This is a genomic window from Nibribacter koreensis (assembly GCF_039541795.1).
Taxonomy (GTDB): Bacteria; Bacteroidota; Bacteroidia; order Cytophagales; family Hymenobacteraceae; genus Nibribacter; species Nibribacter koreensis.
This window is the reverse complement of the sequence record NZ_BAABGX010000002.1, coordinates 385,573-403,029: the sequence shown is the minus strand read 5'-3', so window position 1 is coordinate 403,029 and position 17,457 is coordinate 385,573. Positions and strand designations below refer to the sequence as shown.

Annotated in this window: 14 protein-coding genes and 1 tRNA gene; 4 read left to right on the top strand and 11 right to left on the bottom strand. The window is 51.4% G+C overall.

Annotation, left to right across the window (positions count from 1 at the left end):
• Positions 1-85: 85 nt before the first annotated feature.
• From ABD880_RS08950 to ABD880_RS08925, 6 genes are all read right to left on the bottom strand, one after another.
• Positions 86-1,555, bottom strand: a complete 1,470-nt coding sequence (locus ABD880_RS08950) for a sodium:solute symporter (RefSeq protein ID WP_345164801.1) — start codon at positions 1,553-1,555, stop codon at positions 86-88.
• Positions 1,556-1,714: 159 nt separating this feature from the next.
• Positions 1,715-3,187 carry a sodium:solute symporter gene (locus ABD880_RS08945; protein WP_345164799.1) on the bottom strand — a complete coding sequence of 491 codons (1,473 nt, stop codon included), beginning with the start codon at positions 3,185-3,187 and terminating at the stop codon, positions 1,715-1,717.
• A 196-nt stretch (positions 3,188-3,383) separates the two neighbouring features.
• Positions 3,384-4,049 carry a hypothetical protein gene (locus ABD880_RS08940; protein ID WP_345164797.1) on the bottom strand — a complete coding sequence of 222 codons (666 nt, stop codon included), beginning with the start codon at positions 4,047-4,049 and terminating at the stop codon, positions 3,384-3,386.
• Positions 4,050-4,164: 115 nt separating this feature from the next.
• Positions 4,165-6,012, bottom strand: a complete 1,848-nt coding sequence (locus tag ABD880_RS08935) for a M61 family metallopeptidase (protein ID WP_345164795.1) — start codon at positions 6,010-6,012, stop codon at positions 4,165-4,167.
• 58 nt (positions 6,013-6,070) lie between these two features.
• On the bottom strand, positions 6,071-6,736 hold the full coding sequence (locus tag ABD880_RS08930) for a class I SAM-dependent methyltransferase (RefSeq protein ID WP_345164793.1): 666 nt from the start codon (positions 6,734-6,736) through the stop codon (positions 6,071-6,073).
• Between the two features lie 1,081 nt (positions 6,737-7,817).
• Complete coding sequence (locus ABD880_RS08925; RefSeq protein ID WP_345164791.1) at positions 7,818-8,312, bottom strand: CinA family protein; 495 nt, start codon at positions 8,310-8,312, stop codon at positions 7,818-7,820.
• 174 nt (positions 8,313-8,486) lie between these two features.
• On the opposite strand from ABD880_RS08925, the gene ABD880_RS08920 reads away from it, so the two are divergent.
• Together ABD880_RS08920 and ABD880_RS08915 are read left to right on the top strand one after the other, a co-directional pair.
• A complete protein-coding gene (locus tag ABD880_RS08920; protein WP_345164789.1) occupies positions 8,487-9,206 on the top strand; it encodes a phosphatase PAP2 family protein in 720 nt (239 codons plus the stop codon).
• A gap of 96 nt (positions 9,207-9,302) precedes the next feature.
• A tRNA-Leu gene (locus tag ABD880_RS08915) sits at positions 9,303-9,384 on the top strand.
• Positions 9,385-9,463: 79 nt separating this feature from the next.
• Here ABD880_RS08915 and ABD880_RS08910 read toward each other — a convergent pair.
• Positions 9,464-9,724: a hypothetical protein gene (locus tag ABD880_RS08910; protein WP_345164787.1), complete on the bottom strand. Its 261-nt coding sequence runs from the start codon at positions 9,722-9,724 to the stop codon at positions 9,464-9,466.
• A 144-nt stretch (positions 9,725-9,868) separates the two neighbouring features.
• Between ABD880_RS08910 and ABD880_RS08905 the strand changes: the two genes are divergently transcribed.
• Positions 9,869-10,621 (top strand): phosphatase PAP2 family protein, encoded by a 753-nt coding sequence (locus ABD880_RS08905; protein ID WP_345164785.1) that lies wholly within the window; start codon positions 9,869-9,871, stop codon positions 10,619-10,621.
• 160 nt (positions 10,622-10,781) lie between these two features.
• On the opposite strand, the gene ABD880_RS08900 is transcribed toward ABD880_RS08905, so the two are convergent.
• The 4 genes from ABD880_RS08900 to ABD880_RS08885 all read right to left on the bottom strand — a co-directional run bounded on the left by ABD880_RS08900 (position 10,782) and on the right by ABD880_RS08885 (position 16,189).
• A complete protein-coding gene (locus ABD880_RS08900) occupies positions 10,782-11,315 on the bottom strand; it encodes an O-acetyl-ADP-ribose deacetylase (protein WP_345164783.1) in 534 nt (177 codons plus the stop codon).
• A 74-nt stretch (positions 11,316-11,389) separates the two neighbouring features.
• The gene (locus ABD880_RS08895; RefSeq protein WP_345164781.1) at positions 11,390-13,717 is read right to left on the bottom strand and encodes a GAF domain-containing protein; all 2,328 of its coding nucleotides are present in this window, start codon (positions 13,715-13,717) and stop codon (positions 11,390-11,392) included.
• A 388-nt stretch (positions 13,718-14,105) separates the two neighbouring features.
• Positions 14,106-14,585 (bottom strand): fasciclin domain-containing protein, encoded by a 480-nt coding sequence (locus ABD880_RS08890; protein ID WP_425575835.1) that lies wholly within the window; start codon positions 14,583-14,585, stop codon positions 14,106-14,108.
• A 449-nt stretch (positions 14,586-15,034) separates the two neighbouring features.
• On the bottom strand, positions 15,035-16,189 hold the full coding sequence (locus tag ABD880_RS08885; RefSeq protein WP_345164778.1) for an MFS transporter: 1,155 nt from the start codon (positions 16,187-16,189) through the stop codon (positions 15,035-15,037).
• A gap of 275 nt (positions 16,190-16,464) precedes the next feature.
• Here ABD880_RS08885 and ABD880_RS08880 point away from each other — a divergent pair, with 275 nt between their 5' ends.
• The gene (locus ABD880_RS08880; protein WP_345164776.1) at positions 16,465-17,337 is read left to right on the top strand and encodes a YitT family protein; all 873 of its coding nucleotides are present in this window, start codon (positions 16,465-16,467) and stop codon (positions 17,335-17,337) included.
• The last annotated feature ends 120 nt before the right edge of the window (positions 17,338-17,457 follow it).

Below are 17,457 nucleotides of genomic sequence, written 5' to 3'. Positions count from 1 at the left end.
CTAGAAAGTAGGCCAAAAACGAACCAGCCCTCCAGCGTCAGCAACTTGCAAAGGTAGAGATTCCTGTTGATTTGCCACAGTCTAGTTATCTGGGCCGCAGAGAGGTTTTCTCAGTAGAAGAAGAGGAGGCCAGCCATAATCCAAAAAATGCCAGCAGCCCGTTGAGCAGTAAGACCTCAAAGCCAAACTCATAGCCGCCCAGCCACTCCTTAGAATTAGCCGCCAATACATACGTGAGAACCGGAGCCAATAGGCAGATAATTGGCACCAAACGGTCCTTTACCGCGCGCTTGGTCAGCAAACCAAAAGCAAAAAGCCCCAACAGCGGGCCATAGGTATACCCCGTAATCTTAAAGAGCAGCAGGATCAGGCTTTCATTCTGAGAGGCCCTAAACAACAAGATGAACACAATCAGTAACAGGGAGAAGCCCAGGTGCACTCTGTTCTTGAGGTGAATGCGCTGCTGTTCTGGCCTGTCTTTAAAAGAAAGAAAGTCTACGCAGAAAGCCGTGGTCAAAGCCGTCAAGGCAGAATCTGCTGAGGCATAGGTGATGGCCGTAATGCCCAGAATGAACGCAACGACCGCCAGGGCAGAGAAATGAGTAAGCGCCAGGAACGGGAATACGTCATCTCCCTTCTCTGGCAGAGCAATTCCCTTGGTGCCCGCATACAGATACAGCAGCGCTCCCAAGCCCAGGAAAAGCACATTGACCAGAACTAGAATGACGGTAAACCAACCCATGTTCTTTTGCGACTCGCCTAAGGTGCGGCAGCTCAGGTTCTTCTGCATCATGTCCTGGTCCAGTCCCGTCATCACGATGGTGATGAACGCGCCAGAGACCACCTGCTTCCAGAAGTAACTGGGCGAATTCACTTCCCAGTCAAATACCTTAGAATAAGGACTGTCTGCTACAATAGAAAACAACCCCTTGAAAGAGAGGCCTAATTCTGTAGAGATAAGGTAGATGCTAATGCCCAGGCACACCAACATGGCCGTGGTTTGCAGCGTGTCCGTCCAGATGATGGTCTTCATTCCGCCTCTAAACGTGTACAGCCAGATAAACCCAATGGTCAAGCACACCGACACGCCAAACGGAATGCCCAGCGGGTCAAACACCGCCAATTGAAGCACGCCCGCCACCAGGTACAATCGTAATGAGGCGCTCAAAGTCCTGGACAATAGAAAGAACGCCGAGCCTGATCTGTAGGACCATTTCCCCAGCCGTTGCTCCAGGTAGGTGTAGATAGAAACGCTTTGCAACCGGTAGTACAATGGCAACAATACGGTGGCAATCACCAGATAGCCCAACACGTAGCCCAATACCAACTGCAAATACGTGAACTGCGCCTTCTGTACCATCCCCGGTATTGACACAAAGGTGATTCCAGACAGCGTTGTCCCAATCATCCCGAAGGCTACCACATACCACGGCGATTGCCGGTTGGCCAGAAAGAAGCTGTTGGTAGACTCGCCTTGCTTGCTGGTTAGAAAGGAGACGCCCAGCAACAGACAAAAGTAAGCGGCAATAATGCCAAGGATTAGAATGGGTGACATGTATGCTGTGAACGAAGGAAGATTTTAACCAACAATAACGCCGTCGGCTTGCCGCAAAGGTAAAGGAGATTTGAGCGCTTTGTAAAAGAACCAGGGCTTCGTTTTTGGCCTGTTTTCCAGAAAACAGGCCAAAAACGAAGCCCTGGTAAAAGGACAAATCTAAGAGTCAGCCAAGGTGTCTATGAACTCAGTCTTTTTGTAAGAGATGGAAAGCAGGCCTAAGAAGGTCAACGCGCCGTTCAAGATCAAGACCTCAAACCCAAACTCATAACCCCAGAGCCATTGCACAGAATTAGAGCTGATGATATACGTTAAGATAGGAGCCAGCACGCACACCACGGGGGTAAGACGGTCACGCACGGCCAGACGGGTAAACACCCCAAAGGCGTACAAGCCTAGCAACGGCCCATAGGTGTAACCGGCCACTTTGAACACCGCCTGCACCACGCTCTCATTGTTCAAATACTTAAACGCAATGATGATGAGGCCCATAAAGACCGAGAAGCCTAAGTGTACCCAGTTCTTCAACCGGATGCGCTCTGTCTCGGGGCGGTTCTTGAAATCCAGAAAGTCCACGCAGAAGGAGGTGGTCAAGGCCGTCAGGGCAGAGTCTGCAGAGGCATAGGTGATGGCCGTGATGCCCAAGATAAACGCAATGCCCGCAAAAGAAGAGAAATAGTTCAAGGCCAGGAACGGGAACACGTCATCGCCTTTGGCAGGCAGACCAATGCCTTTGGCCCCCGCGTACAGATACAACAACGCCCCCAGGCTCAGGAACAGGATGTTTACAATCATGATGATGACCGTGAACGTGAACATGTTCTTTTGGGCCTCCTTCAGGTTTTTACAGCTTAGGTTCTTCTGCATCATGTCCTGGTCCAGACCCACCATCACAATAGAGATGAAAGCGCCAGAGAAGAACTGCTTAAAGAAGTAGCGCGGATCTTTCACGTCCCAGAAAAACACCTGAGAGTACTTGCTGTCACTGATGGTGTCTACCATGCCAGAGAAAGACAGGTTGAGCTCATTAGAGATCATGGAAATGCTAATGCCCACGCATAAGAGCATGGCCAGCGTCTGGAAGGTGTCGGTCCAGATGATGGTTTTCATGCCGCCCCTAAACGTGTACACCCAGATCAGAGCAATGGTAATAGCCACAGACACCTCAAACGGTACGCCCATCTCATCAAACACCGCCAGTTGCAACACGCCCGCCACCAGAAACATTCTAATAGAGGCGCCTAGCGTGCGGGATAGCAGAAAGAACGCCGCCCCGGTTTTGTAAGACCAGAACCCGAAACGCTCTTCTAGGTACGTATAGATAGAAACCAGATTAAGCCGGTAGTACAAGGGCATTAGGACCAGGGCCACCACAAAATAACCCAGCATGTTGCCAAAAATGAGCTGCAGGTAAGAGAACTGCGCCTTTTCTACCATGCCCGGTATGGAGATGAACGTCACCCCAGACAAGGAGGTGCCAATCATGCCAAAAGCCACCACATACCACGGCGACTGTCTATTGGCCAGGAAGAAGCTGTCTGTAGATTCGCCTTTTTTACTGGTCAGGAAGGAGATTAAAATGAGCACACAGAAGTAGGCAGAAATAATCCCTAAGATGAGCGTTGATGACATAGCTTAGTCAAGGTTGGAGCGTGAATCGGCCTAAGATGAACAAGGGCCTAAGGACAAATATAACCAAAAAACCATACCATGCTTAGTGATAGGCTTTGCTACTACCGGTGGCTCGCCAACAAAAAACTCCTCCAGGTCTTGCCGTGGAGGAGCTTCATGGATAATAACTATCCGGGAAAGAGGATTTAAGTTTGGCTTAAAAAGGATTGCCAAAAGCAGAGCCGTTGTTGTAAAAAGCACCCGGCGCTCCAAAATAGCCAGTATTGCCGCTTCCGTACCGCACACCCCCCGAGATGGTCACGTTAGGCGCCAACTGGTACTGGGCCTGAAAATTGAAACCTTGCTGCGGATAGCCGCCATAAGTAAACGGATTGGCCATATAGCGTGCCGGCGAGGTAGGGCCTATGTTCTTCCAGACGCTGCCAGAAAGCAAAAGCTTCTCAGACATGGCATATGAGCCGCCCACGTGCAACAGATAAGAGCGCGAAGCCGGATCTCCCATCACAGAATGAGAAGCTCCCCCTTCATGTTGGGCAGAAGAAATAGCGGGACCGCCCCAAGCCTGCACCATCATCAGACTGCTAAACACGCTAAACCTGGGTGTGACATGGTATTGCACCCTCGGCTCCAGGTAAGAGGCAGACCCAAAGTTACTAAATGCCGCTCCCGCAGACAGGCTGTAACTTACCCAAGAGAATTTAGGCGAAGCAATGGCTTGAACAGAGTCTGCTTTAGTAGTGGTGGTCACGGCCGCTTGGCTGCTTACCTCTGGCAGATGCGTAAGGTCTTGCGCCTGCGCACTTGTACCACCCAGTAAAAAGGCAGTAAACAGCGCAGTATATAGAGTTATCTTTTTAGTCATAGCATTGACACCCAACGGGGTTTCTACAAATCTAACGAAATAAGCTTGTAAAATTGCCTAAACGTGAACATCGTTTTTGGCCTGTTTTTCAGTAAGTAGACCAAAAACGAACGTCCTACTGAACCGTCTTGCTGCCCAGCCAGGCCTCTCGGCGGGCTTTCACCTCTGGCGCTACCGATTGTCCGGTTTTCTCCAACAGCACCATCTCAATCTTAGGGTCTTGCATCAAGGTGACGGCCACCTGCTTTTTAACTCCTTTTTGCTCTACGTCTACTTGTACGGTTTGACCCGGTTTTAACTTAGCCAGTACCTCGTTGAGCGTTTTCTGGTCTTTCAGTTTTTTACCGTTGACGGCCACTAATACGTCTTCTCTATCCAGACCGGCCTTGTACAAAGGACTGCCAATGTGCGTGCCGCTCATGAGGGTAGCCTGGTCATTGGCAAACTGTAGTTGCTCCATGTGCAGAACGGCCTTGCCAGGGTGCGCACTGCGCAGGGCCACGCCCATGTTCTTGGCTAAGGTCTCATACGGCATCAATGCTTTGCCATACACATGCTGTTGAAAGAAGTCCTTTGCGAAGCCGGGGTCTTTGGTCAGATCAGCCAGCGCCAGTTCTAACTCTGGCAGGGTGTACGGTTTCTCTGGCTTGCCATGGCGTTGCCACAGCAGGCGCATGTAGTCATCTAAGGTCACGCCCTGAAACTTGGTGCGCAACGTCAAGTCCAACCCAAAACCCACGGCACTGCCAAAGGTGTAGTAAGAGATAAACGTATTGTGCCTGTTGACCGGGTCTACCGAACGGGACGCGTCTACAAACGGGGCTTGCTGGCTCATCTCTACTGGTGAGAAATAGTTTTTGCCTGGTGCGTAGATAACGTATCCCACTTCATCTGCCGCGGCTTGCAGGTATTCATCTGCAGAGATGACGCCGGCACGGTGCATAAGCAGGTCTGTGTAGTAATTGGTGAAGCCTTCGGCCAGCCAAAGCTCCCCGCTCATGTTGGCATCTGCAAAGTTGAACGGCTCCAGGCTTTTAGGCCTGATGCGCTCCACGTTCCAGGCATGGAAGAACTCATGTGCCAAAGTGCCCAGGTTGCCGCTCATGCCGGTGCGCAGAGGCCGCGAGCTGGTGATGCTGGTAGAGTTGCGGTGTTCCATGCCGTCGCCGGGTGTGCCGGGCATGTAGCAGGACAGGAAGGTGTACGTGCCGTAGTCAAACGTAGGAAGCTCGCCAAACACGGCTTGTGCTTGGGTCACCAGACGTTTGGCCTTGGTGGTGTAATCGTCCAGTTCCTGCTCGGTGCCCTGGTGGTGCATGGCAATGCGTATTTTCTGGGAGCGGCCTTTCTCGTCTATGTTCCACTCGCGCCATTGCAAATTGGCCAGTTCGGTGGGGCTGTCCATGAGGTATTGGAAGTTGGGCGCCGTGAACGTCAGTTTGCCCTCCTGTTCTGGTTTTAACTGCGTAGCCGCCGTCCACTGCGTTTTGTCACCGTTGGTTTTGAATTCTACAATAGCCGGAGCCTGCTCAAAACCGTGGGCGTACATGAAGGTGGCGGGCGCATTTAACTTGGCGTGGCTGTTGTCTACGCCGGCGTAGGTGCCGTCCGGCCTATCTGCGAAGAGGGTGTAGGTCATGCGTACCGTGCCGTCATGGCCAGACACGTTCCATTGGTGCAGGTTGGGCCTGGTAATAGCAAGGGGTTTGCCCTGGCTGTCAAAGGCCTGCACGCTGTATACGTTCTTGGCAAACTCATGCAGGGCATAGCGGCCCGGCGAAGACCGGCTCATGCGCACTTCCAGCACCGGCGTTTTCACGCCTTGGAAAACGGCTTGGATCTGTGCCTCATGGTGCACCGCGTTTTCAAAGGAGACGGTATATTTAATTTGCTGTTGGGCCAGGGCAGGAGAGGTGAAGCCCCAGATAGCGACCGCTACCGCGGCACAGATGCTCTTTTTCATAGAAGCGTAGATTTACGCCTCAAGTTACACAGGATTGCTATAGCGCGCCACCCTGATTTTAAGCCTTGGGCTGTCTGTATTTCTGTGCGCAGAGGAAACGGCTGTAAAAGAAAGCCTCATCCTCTAATACCAATCCCAATTCATTAAAGAGCAGCTTGAACGGCGGCAGTTTCTGGGCCGAGAGATGGCTCACCCAGCCGAAGAACGTGTACATGCCCCACAGCATGGGCTTTTGCCAGAGCCTTCTCCACATCTCTTGGGCCACTTGAAAATCTGTGTGCAGCCAAAGCCCATCAGGGAGTAAGTGCGTATTTAGCTTCTGCATCATCTGGCGGGCTTCTGGGGTAGAGAACAAGTCCAGCACGAACGGCGTCATCACCACGTGGAACTTCTCTTGCGGTAACAGGTCAGCTTCTGTGCCCAGCCTGAATTCAACCAAATTGCTGGCAGAGTTTGGTCCTTGGTGCCATCTGGCCCTGGCCTTGCCCAGCATTTTCTCTGAAGCTTCTACATAAAGGATGTGAGCCGGCTGAACAGTTCTCAATAGTTCTGTCAGAATCCAGCCCGTGCCGCCGCCTACCACTAGCACACGGGCACCTTGAGGGATGGAGGACAGGAAATGCTGCTGGGCCCGCTGTTGCGCTTTCCCGTAGACCAACTGAGCCAACCCATCATACACGGGAGCGATCAGGTTAAAGTCTGGAGAAGCGCGTTGCTGCGGCATAGGCAAAAGAGGAAGCTGTTTTTGGGCTGTTTTCTCTAAAGTAAGCCAAAAACGATGACAGGAAAAAAGGCCTAGCCTTGAGGTGATGGTCAGATGCCTCTCCACCTCGCCCCAATAGCCATTCTGTAGTGGTGCTTGTCTGAGGTGGATATACCTTATCTTTCTCTTTAGGAGGATTCTGCAGATGGTGAGGACAATGGCACAGACGCTCGCAGGTCCTGCCGTACGCTACTTGTCTAGTCCTGAGTTTTGAGTCATAAGTCTGAAGGAGCACCTGTCCTCCCCCTACCCCCTCCGAAGGGGGACGGAATGCGTAGCCTTAAGCCAGCGCTTCAGGGCAGTTGAAAACTGCCCGCCATCATGGGTCCAAGTCAAAGACTTGAACCATGGCCCCGTGCAAGCAGATAGTTACAACCGTGCCTTAGCACGCATGACTCTGCAGCGACAGAGACAGGAGTTACCTCCAACCACCAGAATCAACCAACAAGCCTGAGCAGAATGGAACCAGAACCAGTCTTGGTCCTGAGCGCCTCTGTTGTTTCGTCGCCTGAAAGGCGGGGCCAAAGGCCCAGAGTACAACAGCAGTGCGAAGGGGCAAGACGAGGCCCCGCGGCCTTGAGCGCTTTTCAGACAAAATGCAACAAGAAAGGTAGTGCGCACCGGAGCCAACGGCATTGCCAAGGGAACAGCCAAAGGCGTGCACCAAAGCCTTATTTCAGTGAAAGGCGGCTGGTGAAGCAGTAGTGGTCGTTGGTGAGAACACCAACAACGGCGTAAGTTGGTCTTATGCAACAACAACAACAACAACAACAACAACAACAACAACAACAACAACAACAACAGACGGTAGCATAGACTGGGCATACGCAGGGTGAGGCACATGCCTCAGGGGATTGGAAATCCCCGACAGAGTAGTTCGGGATTAGAAATCCCGAACAGCGTAGCCGTTGGTTAGTAAAGGTGGTGGGTAAGGGCACCAACCACGGCGGCCGTGATAACACATACTACGGCAGGAAAAGCCAACACATGCCCTGTAGCAGAGCATTCAATTAGCTATCCATCAAAAACCAATCAACCCCCATCAATCATGCAGAAAATGGCGTTCCATGGTGTCATGGAGCTTCTGAAAGATGAACGCCACGGTCTGCTCGCGCATTTTCTCTGGCGTGCCTTTGAACACCTCGCGGTACTCTTCTACCTTCTTCTGGAAAAGGAGGGACACGAAGACCGTGCCCACCGGTTTCTCTACCGTCTCTGAGGCGCCCCCGCCAAAGAGACCCGTCACGGCAATGCAGACGTCGGCTTTCAGTAGGCTGTGCAGGCCCAGCACCATTTCATTGGTGACTTGCTGGCTTTCGGCGGTGTAGAGGTCCAGGGTTTTCTTCTTGACCTTGAGCACCTTCTGCTTGACGGCCTCGTCATAGGTGACCATGCTGCCCAGAAAGACGCCGTTGGTGCCGGTGGCCTTGGTGATTTCGGCGGCCAGGCTGCCAGCGGTACAGCTCTCTGCAAAGGCCAGGGTAAGGTTACGGTCTTTCAGTTTGAGCACCAGCGGGGTAAGGTCTTTCTGTTTCATGGGCAAGGTAGATGGCGTTGCCAAAACATACTCCCTTTTGCCGCCGGGGGTTGCCTGTTGAACGCCATGGGCCAACGTACCGTCCAGATGCACGTATTCTAGGGGTTGGCTTTGTTTTTGGCCTGATTTTTAGAAAAGAGCCCGAAAACGAAAGCCCAGAACCTCTCTGCTACTATGACAAAACGAATAAGAAAATTCCTGGCCTCCTCTGCGTTGTTTACCTTGGAGCTGGTAGTCATTTGGGTAGTGTTTCTGCTGTGCCTGGTGGTGTTCTTCTGGTTGGCCAAAGAAGTGCTGCCCGGCCACGAGCTGGGATTTGACCGGCGCGCCTTTGCCTGGGCAGACAGCATCAACAGCACCTTTCTGACAGAACTTATCAAGGGCGTCACGTTTCTGGCCTCCAGGCACTTTATCACGGGGGCGGCGCTCATGCTCATTGCCTATTTCCTGTTCGTGAAAAAGCATAAGTGGTATTCCTTGAAAGTGCCGGTCATCGCCGTGGGCAGTATTTCGCTTAATTTGTTGCTCAAATACCTGTTCAACCGGCCCAGGCCCCTTATTCCGCATTTAGTGGATTCATATGGGTTGAGCTTTCCCAGCGGCCACGCCATGATCAGTGCGTCTTTCTATGGCCTCTTGATCTACCTGGTGTACAACAACGTGAAGAACGAGGTGGTGCGCTGGTCATTGATTGGCTTCTTGAGTGTCCTTATCATGTTCATTGGGTTTAGCCGGGTGTATTTGCACGTGCACTATGCCACAGACGTGCTGGCCGGCCTGGCCGCCGGACTGGGCTGGGTGATTCTGGCCGTGCGCCTGCTGCGCGTCATTGAGAAGTACTCCAAGCGCACCCTCAACCCTGTGGTGGTAGACGGCGAACTGCCCGTGGCCTAGCCTAAAAATCTTTTGAAAATGTGGGCCCGCAGGCTTTGTAGGTTTTCAGAAACTATTACCTTTGTGCTCCCTGTGGCAAAGCAGGGGACATTTGTTGCGCTGGTGGCGAAATTGGTAGACGCACTGTCTTCAGGTGGCAGCGCCTTCGGGTGTGGGAGTTCGAGTCTCCCCCAGCGCACAAAAAGAAAGCCGATCTCTTAGGAGGTCGGCTTTTTGTTTTTAGATGATGTGGTGGTAAGATGCAGGTTTTCTTGCGGTTAGAAGTTGCTGGGCAAAAGCTGAGTAACGTTGAGGTGGGCCACGTAGCGTTCCAGGCCGGCGTGATCTGTGAGCGCTACAATCTTCTCGGTTCTGTGGTGGGTTTTGCAGAAATAGACTTCGGCCAAGAAATAACGGGTCCAGTATAGGCGCACTTCCTGGTCCTGCTCGGTGCTGAGCATCAGAAACCTGCCATGTGTGAGCAGGTAATCTGCCCGGCCCGCCAAGTCTGAACATAGAAAGTGTACCAAGTGCCTCATGCTACATATACGAAACCGCAAATACGTCTGGATTCTTAGACCGGATTTTCGTTTGCCGCTAGAAGCCTTCTGCCGCAAGGTGCGTATATAGCTGGATACCGTAGCCCCAGCGTAGGGCATATTCAATCATTCTAGCCGTTGTACATGCTGCCACCAGAAACTAAAAAAGAACATTGGGCCAGAAGAATAGGCGCGTTGGTTGCCGCCTTGTCTATCCAGGTGCTGTTAATCTGGCTGGTGTTTGTGGGCTGTGCGCTGTTGTTTTTCTGGATGGTGACCAAAGTCTTTGTAGAGCAGGAAAAGGCGCTGGACCAGGCTGCCTTTGCCTTTGTGGGGGACTTTACCACGCCAGAGCTCACGGACGCCATGTACTTTGTCACGTTCTTCGGGTCTAAGTATTTCTTGATTTTTGGGTCTCTGGGCTTGGCGCTGTTCTTCTTCATCTTTCAGAAATGGCGGTTCTACGCGCTCAAGATCATCTCTATTGCCGCCACCACCACCTTGTTCAACCAGACCATGAAATGGCTTTTTGGCAGACCCAGACCCGAGACGGCGTTTCTAGAGCAGGGCGGCAACAGTTTCCCTAGCGGACATGCCATGATTGGGGGCGCTTTCTGGGGCTTGCTCTTGTATTTGATTTGGACCAACCTAGAGCGTGGGTGGCTGCGCTGGTCGCTCAGCGCGCTGTTTGCCATCTGGATCCTGCTGATTGGGTTTAGCCGGGTGTATTTAAACGTGCACTATGCCTCTGATGTGCTGGCCGGTTGGGGAGCGGGGTTCTTCTGGCTTATTCTGGCCATTAACCTGCTCAAAAAAGTACAGAAACGCATGGGCCGCAAAGTAGAAGAAGAGGTGAGCGACGAGCACATCTCAGAAGAGGCCTTCCAGAGAGAATGAAACATAGGGGGCAGGTAGCAGTGAACAATAAAGAGCTAACTATACATTTTTTATAATCAAGGGTTTATGAGGGTGGTGCGACCGTTTTTGGCTTATTTTCTTGGAAACAGGTCAAAAACCAAATCTCAGCAAAAGTCAACGAAAAGCTTTGGTTGGCGGCCTAGTCAGTTTTTTTGAGGAGCTTCTGATACAAGGCCAGGTTGTCTGCGTCAAACACTACAAAAGATACTTCTTGAGGAAAGGCATGTTGTTGCAGATAGGCTTGCACGGTCTCAACCGCTATTTTGGCTGCCTGGTCTTTGGGATAGCCATATACCCCCGTGCTGATGTTAGGAAAAGCAATGGACTTGACGCCGTTTTGCGCGGCCAGCAGTAAGGAGTTTCTGTAGCAATTGGCCAGCAGTTCTGGTTCTCCCTTGGATCCTCCTTGCCAAACCGGCCCTACCGTGTGGATGACATAGTTGGCAGGCAGGTTGCCCCCCGTGGTAATGACCGCCTCGCCGGTGTTGCAGCCGCCCTGTCTGGCTACAATGGCACGGCACGCTTCTAAGATGGCGGGGCCGCCAGCCCTATGGATGGCCCCGTCTACACCGCCGCCGCCCAGCAAGCTACTGTTGGCCGCGTTGACAATGGCTTCTGTGTGTACCTTGGTGATGTCTCCTTGTACCAGATGAATTCTGTGGCTGTTGGGCATGGCGTTTTTGGGCTATTTTTCAGGAATCAGGCAAAAAACGGGTTTTCAATCATTCATTCTCTCAATCACTAAAACTAACACTTCACTTTCACGCGCAGGGCTTTTAGGCCGCTTACGCCTTGCAGGTCTTCAATTTCTAGTTGTTCTACGTCATCGGTGAGAATGTTCTTGTTCTGCAGGTACTCCACGTACTCCAGGTACTCATTGGCTTCGCGGGCCTGGGAGTAGACAATGGCAATCTTGCCAGGCTGGGTGAGGCGTTCATCCGTACCGCGCACGTAGGCTTTGTCTACCCGCTTTTTGACAATCTCATAGCGTATGTTGTAGGCGCCGTCCACGTCAAATTTACGCTCGTCCTGCCTGAACCGGATGGCCAGCGGCTGACTGTGCATCAAGATCAGCTGTGTGGTTTCTAAGGGCACTTCTAGCTGCGGTTTTAAGGCGGCAGTGAGACGCGTCACTTCACACATGACCATGAGCTGCCAGAGGCGCAGGTTGCGCAGGAACATGATGTCAAAGGGCTGTTTCTCCTCTAGTGATGAGCCCACGTAGATGTTGAACTCTACGCCGTCTGTCTTGAACTTCTCAAAATAATGCGGGTACATCTCCTGCGCTTTGAGCTCTTCTTCCTCAATGTACTTAGAGACCGTTTCATTGATGAGGGTAAGACTTTCTTCAAAGGCTTTTCTACGCTTGTACAGGATGCCTAGCTGCGGATCCATGGCGTTGCGGTAGTTCTGGATGAAGGGAATTAAGTCTTCATGCGTGGCCTCCAGAAACGTGAACATGGGTTCTACCTGCGTGCGCAGCATCTCAAAGATCAAGATGCCGTCCTGCAAAAGCACACCTTTTTTCAATTGGCGCAGATGCTTGGACACGGAGAAGCGCAGCTCGTCCAAAATAGGCAGGGTGTGCACTTCAATGGCTTTCTTGAGAATGCGCTCGGCCAGGTGCAAATGCTCGGCTAAATCGCCTTGAATGGCGGTGTTTCTTTCTGTGCTGGAACTGCGCACGTCTGCCACCGCATACAAAGGGTACACGTCTGGGAACACAATGGGCTCCATCTCTACGGGTCCGTTGGTTTGGTTGGCTCGGTTGAGCATGTTGAGTGCGGCTTCTCTAAAGCGCCATTCCAGGACCGGATGGATGGCCGTGAACTTCTCCCGGATGACCGCCTGCACGCGTGACTCAACTTCTTCTGAGTTTCTGTTCACCGCCACCGCAAACAAGGGCAGGAACTGGTCCATTTTGGCCAGGGAGAAGTTATCCAGGTCGCCGGGGTTAGGCGAGCCCAGTTCCAGAATGCCAATGGGTTCGTCGCCGTAGCGCAACAGGGCCAGTATGATGTTTTTAATGCCCATGCCCAGCATTTCTTCGCGCACGCCGTCTGGCAGCATCTGCGTGACAGACACGTCTTTAATCACCAGGGGTTTGCCGTCCCGCACCAGGTTGTCATAGATGGACTTGAAACCGGCGTAGCTGCTGCTGTCTGGGTCACTCTGCAACAAAAAGCTGTGGTTGATCTTATTCCCGAAGTTGACAAACGTGCTCCTATTCTTATGGAAGGCCGCCACGCCCAGCTGCAAGTGCGGACGCTTAAAGAAGATGCGCACTTTTTCCTGGAGCTGCTCAAACCGGTCTGGGGCCAGCATCACGTCCCGTTCCAAGAGGTCGTTTTTAAGTGAAGACAGTACTTCCTGCACGGTCACGTCTACCAGGTGCAAGGTGTAAAAGCCGCTTATCTCAAACAGCTCTGGCGGAAGGGCCTGCATCCAAGTGTCCATGTCCCGGATGTTGTCTAACAGAAACTGGATGTCAGACTCAGCTAGCTCTGGGAGCGTGTGCAACGCGTTTATCTCCAGGAACTGGGTGTTAATCTCCACATTGAAGTGGCGGTACAAGCCCAGTTGGTAGTCTGGCACGGTGTAGATCAGGAACTCCTCATGGGGTACCTGCACACCGTAAAACTTCTCCAGCACCAGAAAATAGATCATGCGCACGCGGTTAAACAGCATGCGGTTCTCATCTATGTTGAGCGGGCGCTTGAGGTGGTTGTGGTCATTGAGGATGATCTGCTTAAACAGGTCTGTGTAGTAGAAGCTGGCGTCATACAAGGGGCCCACGGTGCCAATGGCCTCCACTTCTTGCGTGGCCGGCGGAAAAATGGCCGTCATGAGCAAGTCTATGAGGCAGTGGTGCTTCTCTAAAACGCTTAAATCCTCTATGGGCTGCAATAATTCTGGGGCGGCCTTCAATTGGCGCTTTATTTCATCAGAGCAGAGAGAAAAGCTACTACGGCAGCCAGATTGCTCATTTTGCCAGTAAGTGATGATAGGAACAAGGCTGAAAAGCGCCTTAAACGGAAACGTGGAAACGCTTATCTGGTATTCTTGGGAGTGCATACACGGCTTTAAACGAGAATTCTTGGAGTAAGTACGGCAAAATGAAGATTTACTCTGCCCGTTTTTAAAGAATATTTAAGGTCTTGTACTGTATTTAGAACCAGGCAAGCACCAGTCCCTGCTCCCCGCCATAAACTCAAGACAAGAAGGCAAGCATTCCAGGATTTAATGTGAGCTGTTAATAGGTGCTAAGCGTGTAGTTAAATAAGTGGTTTAATACGTGTTTTATTTAAGAAAATAGCTAAACAGTTTATTTGCGCTAATGTTTGAATATGGTAAATAATTAGCTATTAAATTGCGTGATAAGGGTAATGATTATAGGATGTATATAAAAAATCAGCCCACTAAAAGCAGGCTGATTTTTATGCATATGTAAATCTGTCAAAGTTTACATAGTAGGTAAAACTACAGCATCAATTACGTGGGTCACGCCGTTGCTAGAGATTACGTCTGCAATAGAAACCGTAGCACCGTCAATCATGACCATGTTGCCCTTGCGGGTAACAGTTAGGGTGGCTCCATTTACAGTTTTTAGTTTCTGTCCGTTCTTTAAGTCTTTGGCCTGCAGTCTGCCGGGCACAACGTGGTAGGTAAGCACAGACGTTAGTTTAGCCTTGTTTTCTGGCAGTAAAAGCGACTCTACCGTGCCGGCAGGCAGTTTTTCAAAAGCAGCGTTGGTAGGGGCAAATACCGTGAAAGGACCGGGTCCCATTAAGGTTTCTACCAGGCCGGCGGCCTTTACGGCGGCTACCAGGGTAGTGTGGTCGCTAGAGCCCAGGGCGTTGGTGACGATGTTTTTAGAAGGCACCATCATGGCGCCGCCCACCAGCACTCCTTCTTTCTTCTCCATACCAGTGGTCTTGTCCATCTTGGTTTTAGAAGTGGTTTGGGCTGAGGCGTCAATGGCAAAGAAAGAAACTCCTGCCAACGCGAAAAATACAATAGACTTTTTCATAATGAGGTAGATTGCTTTGGTGTTGTAATGCTTCACTTACGAGGCCGCTTCTACCACTGGATTTTAAAATTGAAAAAATATTTTATTTATGAATGAAACATGGGCGAATTATGCATTTAGGTGTTTCTGTTTTTAGTGTGTTTTACGGAAAATAGCCTGAAATTAAAAAGCACAGCAATAAAAAAAAGCCTACGTGGGCTGCAGGCTTTTTTTATTATGAATAGTAGGCGCTAAGTGTAAGAAAGTGTGGTTTTGGCTTCTTCTATCTTCACTTCATGCGCAGACCCTTTTAAGGACATAAGACGAAATAAAGGAAAGCTGTTTTTGGCGTATTTTACTGGAAACAGGCTAAAAACGGGTGTTTACTCCATTTTGGCTCTGGAGGAAAGGACTGCCACCGTAACGCCCATGACGGCAATGAGCGCGAAGGAGATGCGCAGGTTGCTCATGCCGGCTACCAGCCCAATCAACGGCGGACCCACTAAAAAACCGGCAAACCCAATGGTGGTCACCGCGGCCAGACCGGTACTGGGAGACATGGTCTTGGATCTGCCCGCCTCACCGTACACCAAGGGCACCACTGCACTCACGCCCATGCCCACCAGCAAGAACCCAATAATGGCTGTCACTAAGTACGGGAACAAAACGGCTACCATCAGGCCAACTGCGGTGAGTGAGCCGCTCAAGACTAAGACTTTCTGGAGGCCCAGTTTGGTGGTGAGCCAGTCGGCAATGAAGCGGGTCCCGGCCATGGTGCTCATGAAGGCAGTATAGCCGGCGGCTACCCAGGCCTTTTCAGCGCCCACCACTTTCTTAAAGTAGATGCCGCTCCAATCAAACATGGCCCCCTCACAGATAAGCGAGCAGAAGGCAATCATGCCCAGCACTACCAAGGATTTGTCTGGCATTACAAACAGCGGCTGCTTCTCTTTGGGCGTATCATCCTGGGGTAAAATATACCTGAAGCAAACCGCCACGCCTACTACCACCATGGCCAGGATGAGCAGAAAATGATGGAAGGGAATAACGTTGGCGCCAATCATGAACGTGCCAATGGCCGCGCCCGTAAAGCCTGCCAAGCTCCATAAGCCATGGAAAGACGCCATGATGGACTTGCGGTACATGTTCTCCACGCCCACGGCCTGGGTGTTCACGGCAATGTTGGCCATGTTGCTCCCAAACCCGAAGAAGAACAGCGCTATCACTAATTGAAACGTGGTCTCAGCCAGACCAATGGATACCAGTACCAGGCTGTAAAACAACAGGCCTACCGTCACGGCGTTTCGGCTGCCTACCCTGGGAATCAACCAGCCCGTGAACGGCAGCGACAGCATCAGGCCCACCGGCAATGAAAACAGAATGAGGCCCAGCTGGGCTTCTGAGAGATGTAGGTTGGCCTGAATGCTGGGAATGCGGGAGCCCCAACTGGCAAAACAAAGGCCCAGCAGAAAGAACAGGAAGCCCACTGCCACCCGGTAGGTGCGACGCGAATACGGTAGGGAAGGGGATAGGCTCATGGGTGACAGGCAAATAAAATGCAAAAATAGCCTAAACCCTCAAGAAATCGATTTCGTTTTTGGTCTGGTTTCCAGAAAACAGGCTGAAAACGGGCTGCTATCTTTCAAGATACCGGCGCCTACCGTGGCAAGCCTGCCTGAGAGGGCGTTTTTGCCTTTGTTGAGCTAAAAGAAAGAAAATGTTGTCTTTTTAATTTCGCATCTTTAACCAGTCTAGCTACGTCTGCTTGTGAATAGCCTTGATTTGGCCATTAGCACCCTCTTTTTATTCCCCAATGGATCAAAACGTCAACAACCTCAGTAACACTATCAAAAACTTCATTCTCATTGTATTAGGCATTCTTTCGGCGGCGTTTGGCTTAAAGGGTTTCTTGTTGTCCAGTCACCTCATTGACGGGGGCGTGACGGGCATTTCCATGCTGCTTTCGGTGGCGTTTGGTTTGCCGCTGGCCGCTCTCATCCTGGTTATTAATCTGCCGTTCATTGTGTTGGGCTACAAGCAGATGGGTATGCGATTTACCTTGAAGAGTGCAGCGGCCATTTCTGGGCTGTCCCTGGCGTTGGTGTTCATTGAGTTTCCGGAGGTGACCCATGACACCTTATTGACAGCCATCTTTGGGGGCGTGTTCATTGGCTCTGGCATTGGTCTGGCCATGCGCGGCGGCGCGGTGTTGGACGGTACAGAGATTGCGGCCCTGGTGGTGAGCAAAAGCTACCCGTTAAAGGTGAGTGATTTGATTTTGCTGCTCAACATTCTCATCTTCTTGTCTGCCATGTTGGTGCTAGGCACTGAGACGGCGCTTTATTCCATCCTCACGTACTTTGCCGCCTCTAAGATGATTGACTTCTTTATACAAGGTATTGAGCAGTATACGGGTGTCACCATTGTGTCTGAGCACAGTGAAAAGATACGGCAGGCCGTCACAGAGAAGCTGGGGCGCGGCGTGACTATTTATCAGGGCAAGCGCGGTTTTGGCAAGCGGGGTAGCACCAACGTAGACATTGACATTGTCTTTACCGTGGTGACGCGCTTTGAGCTATTAGACCTTAAGAACGAGGTAAAACTCTTGGACCCCAACGCCTTCATCTTCCAGCACAGCATTGATGACACAGAGGGCGGCATGATCAAGCGCAGACCTTTGCACTAATCCCTTTCTTACCAAGTGATAAACCAAAGCGGCCTGCCCATCTTGTTAGAAGGCAGGCCGCTTTGGTTTTGGTCTGTTTTGGCCAAATCAGGCCAAAAACGGATAAGGACAAAGCGTGGT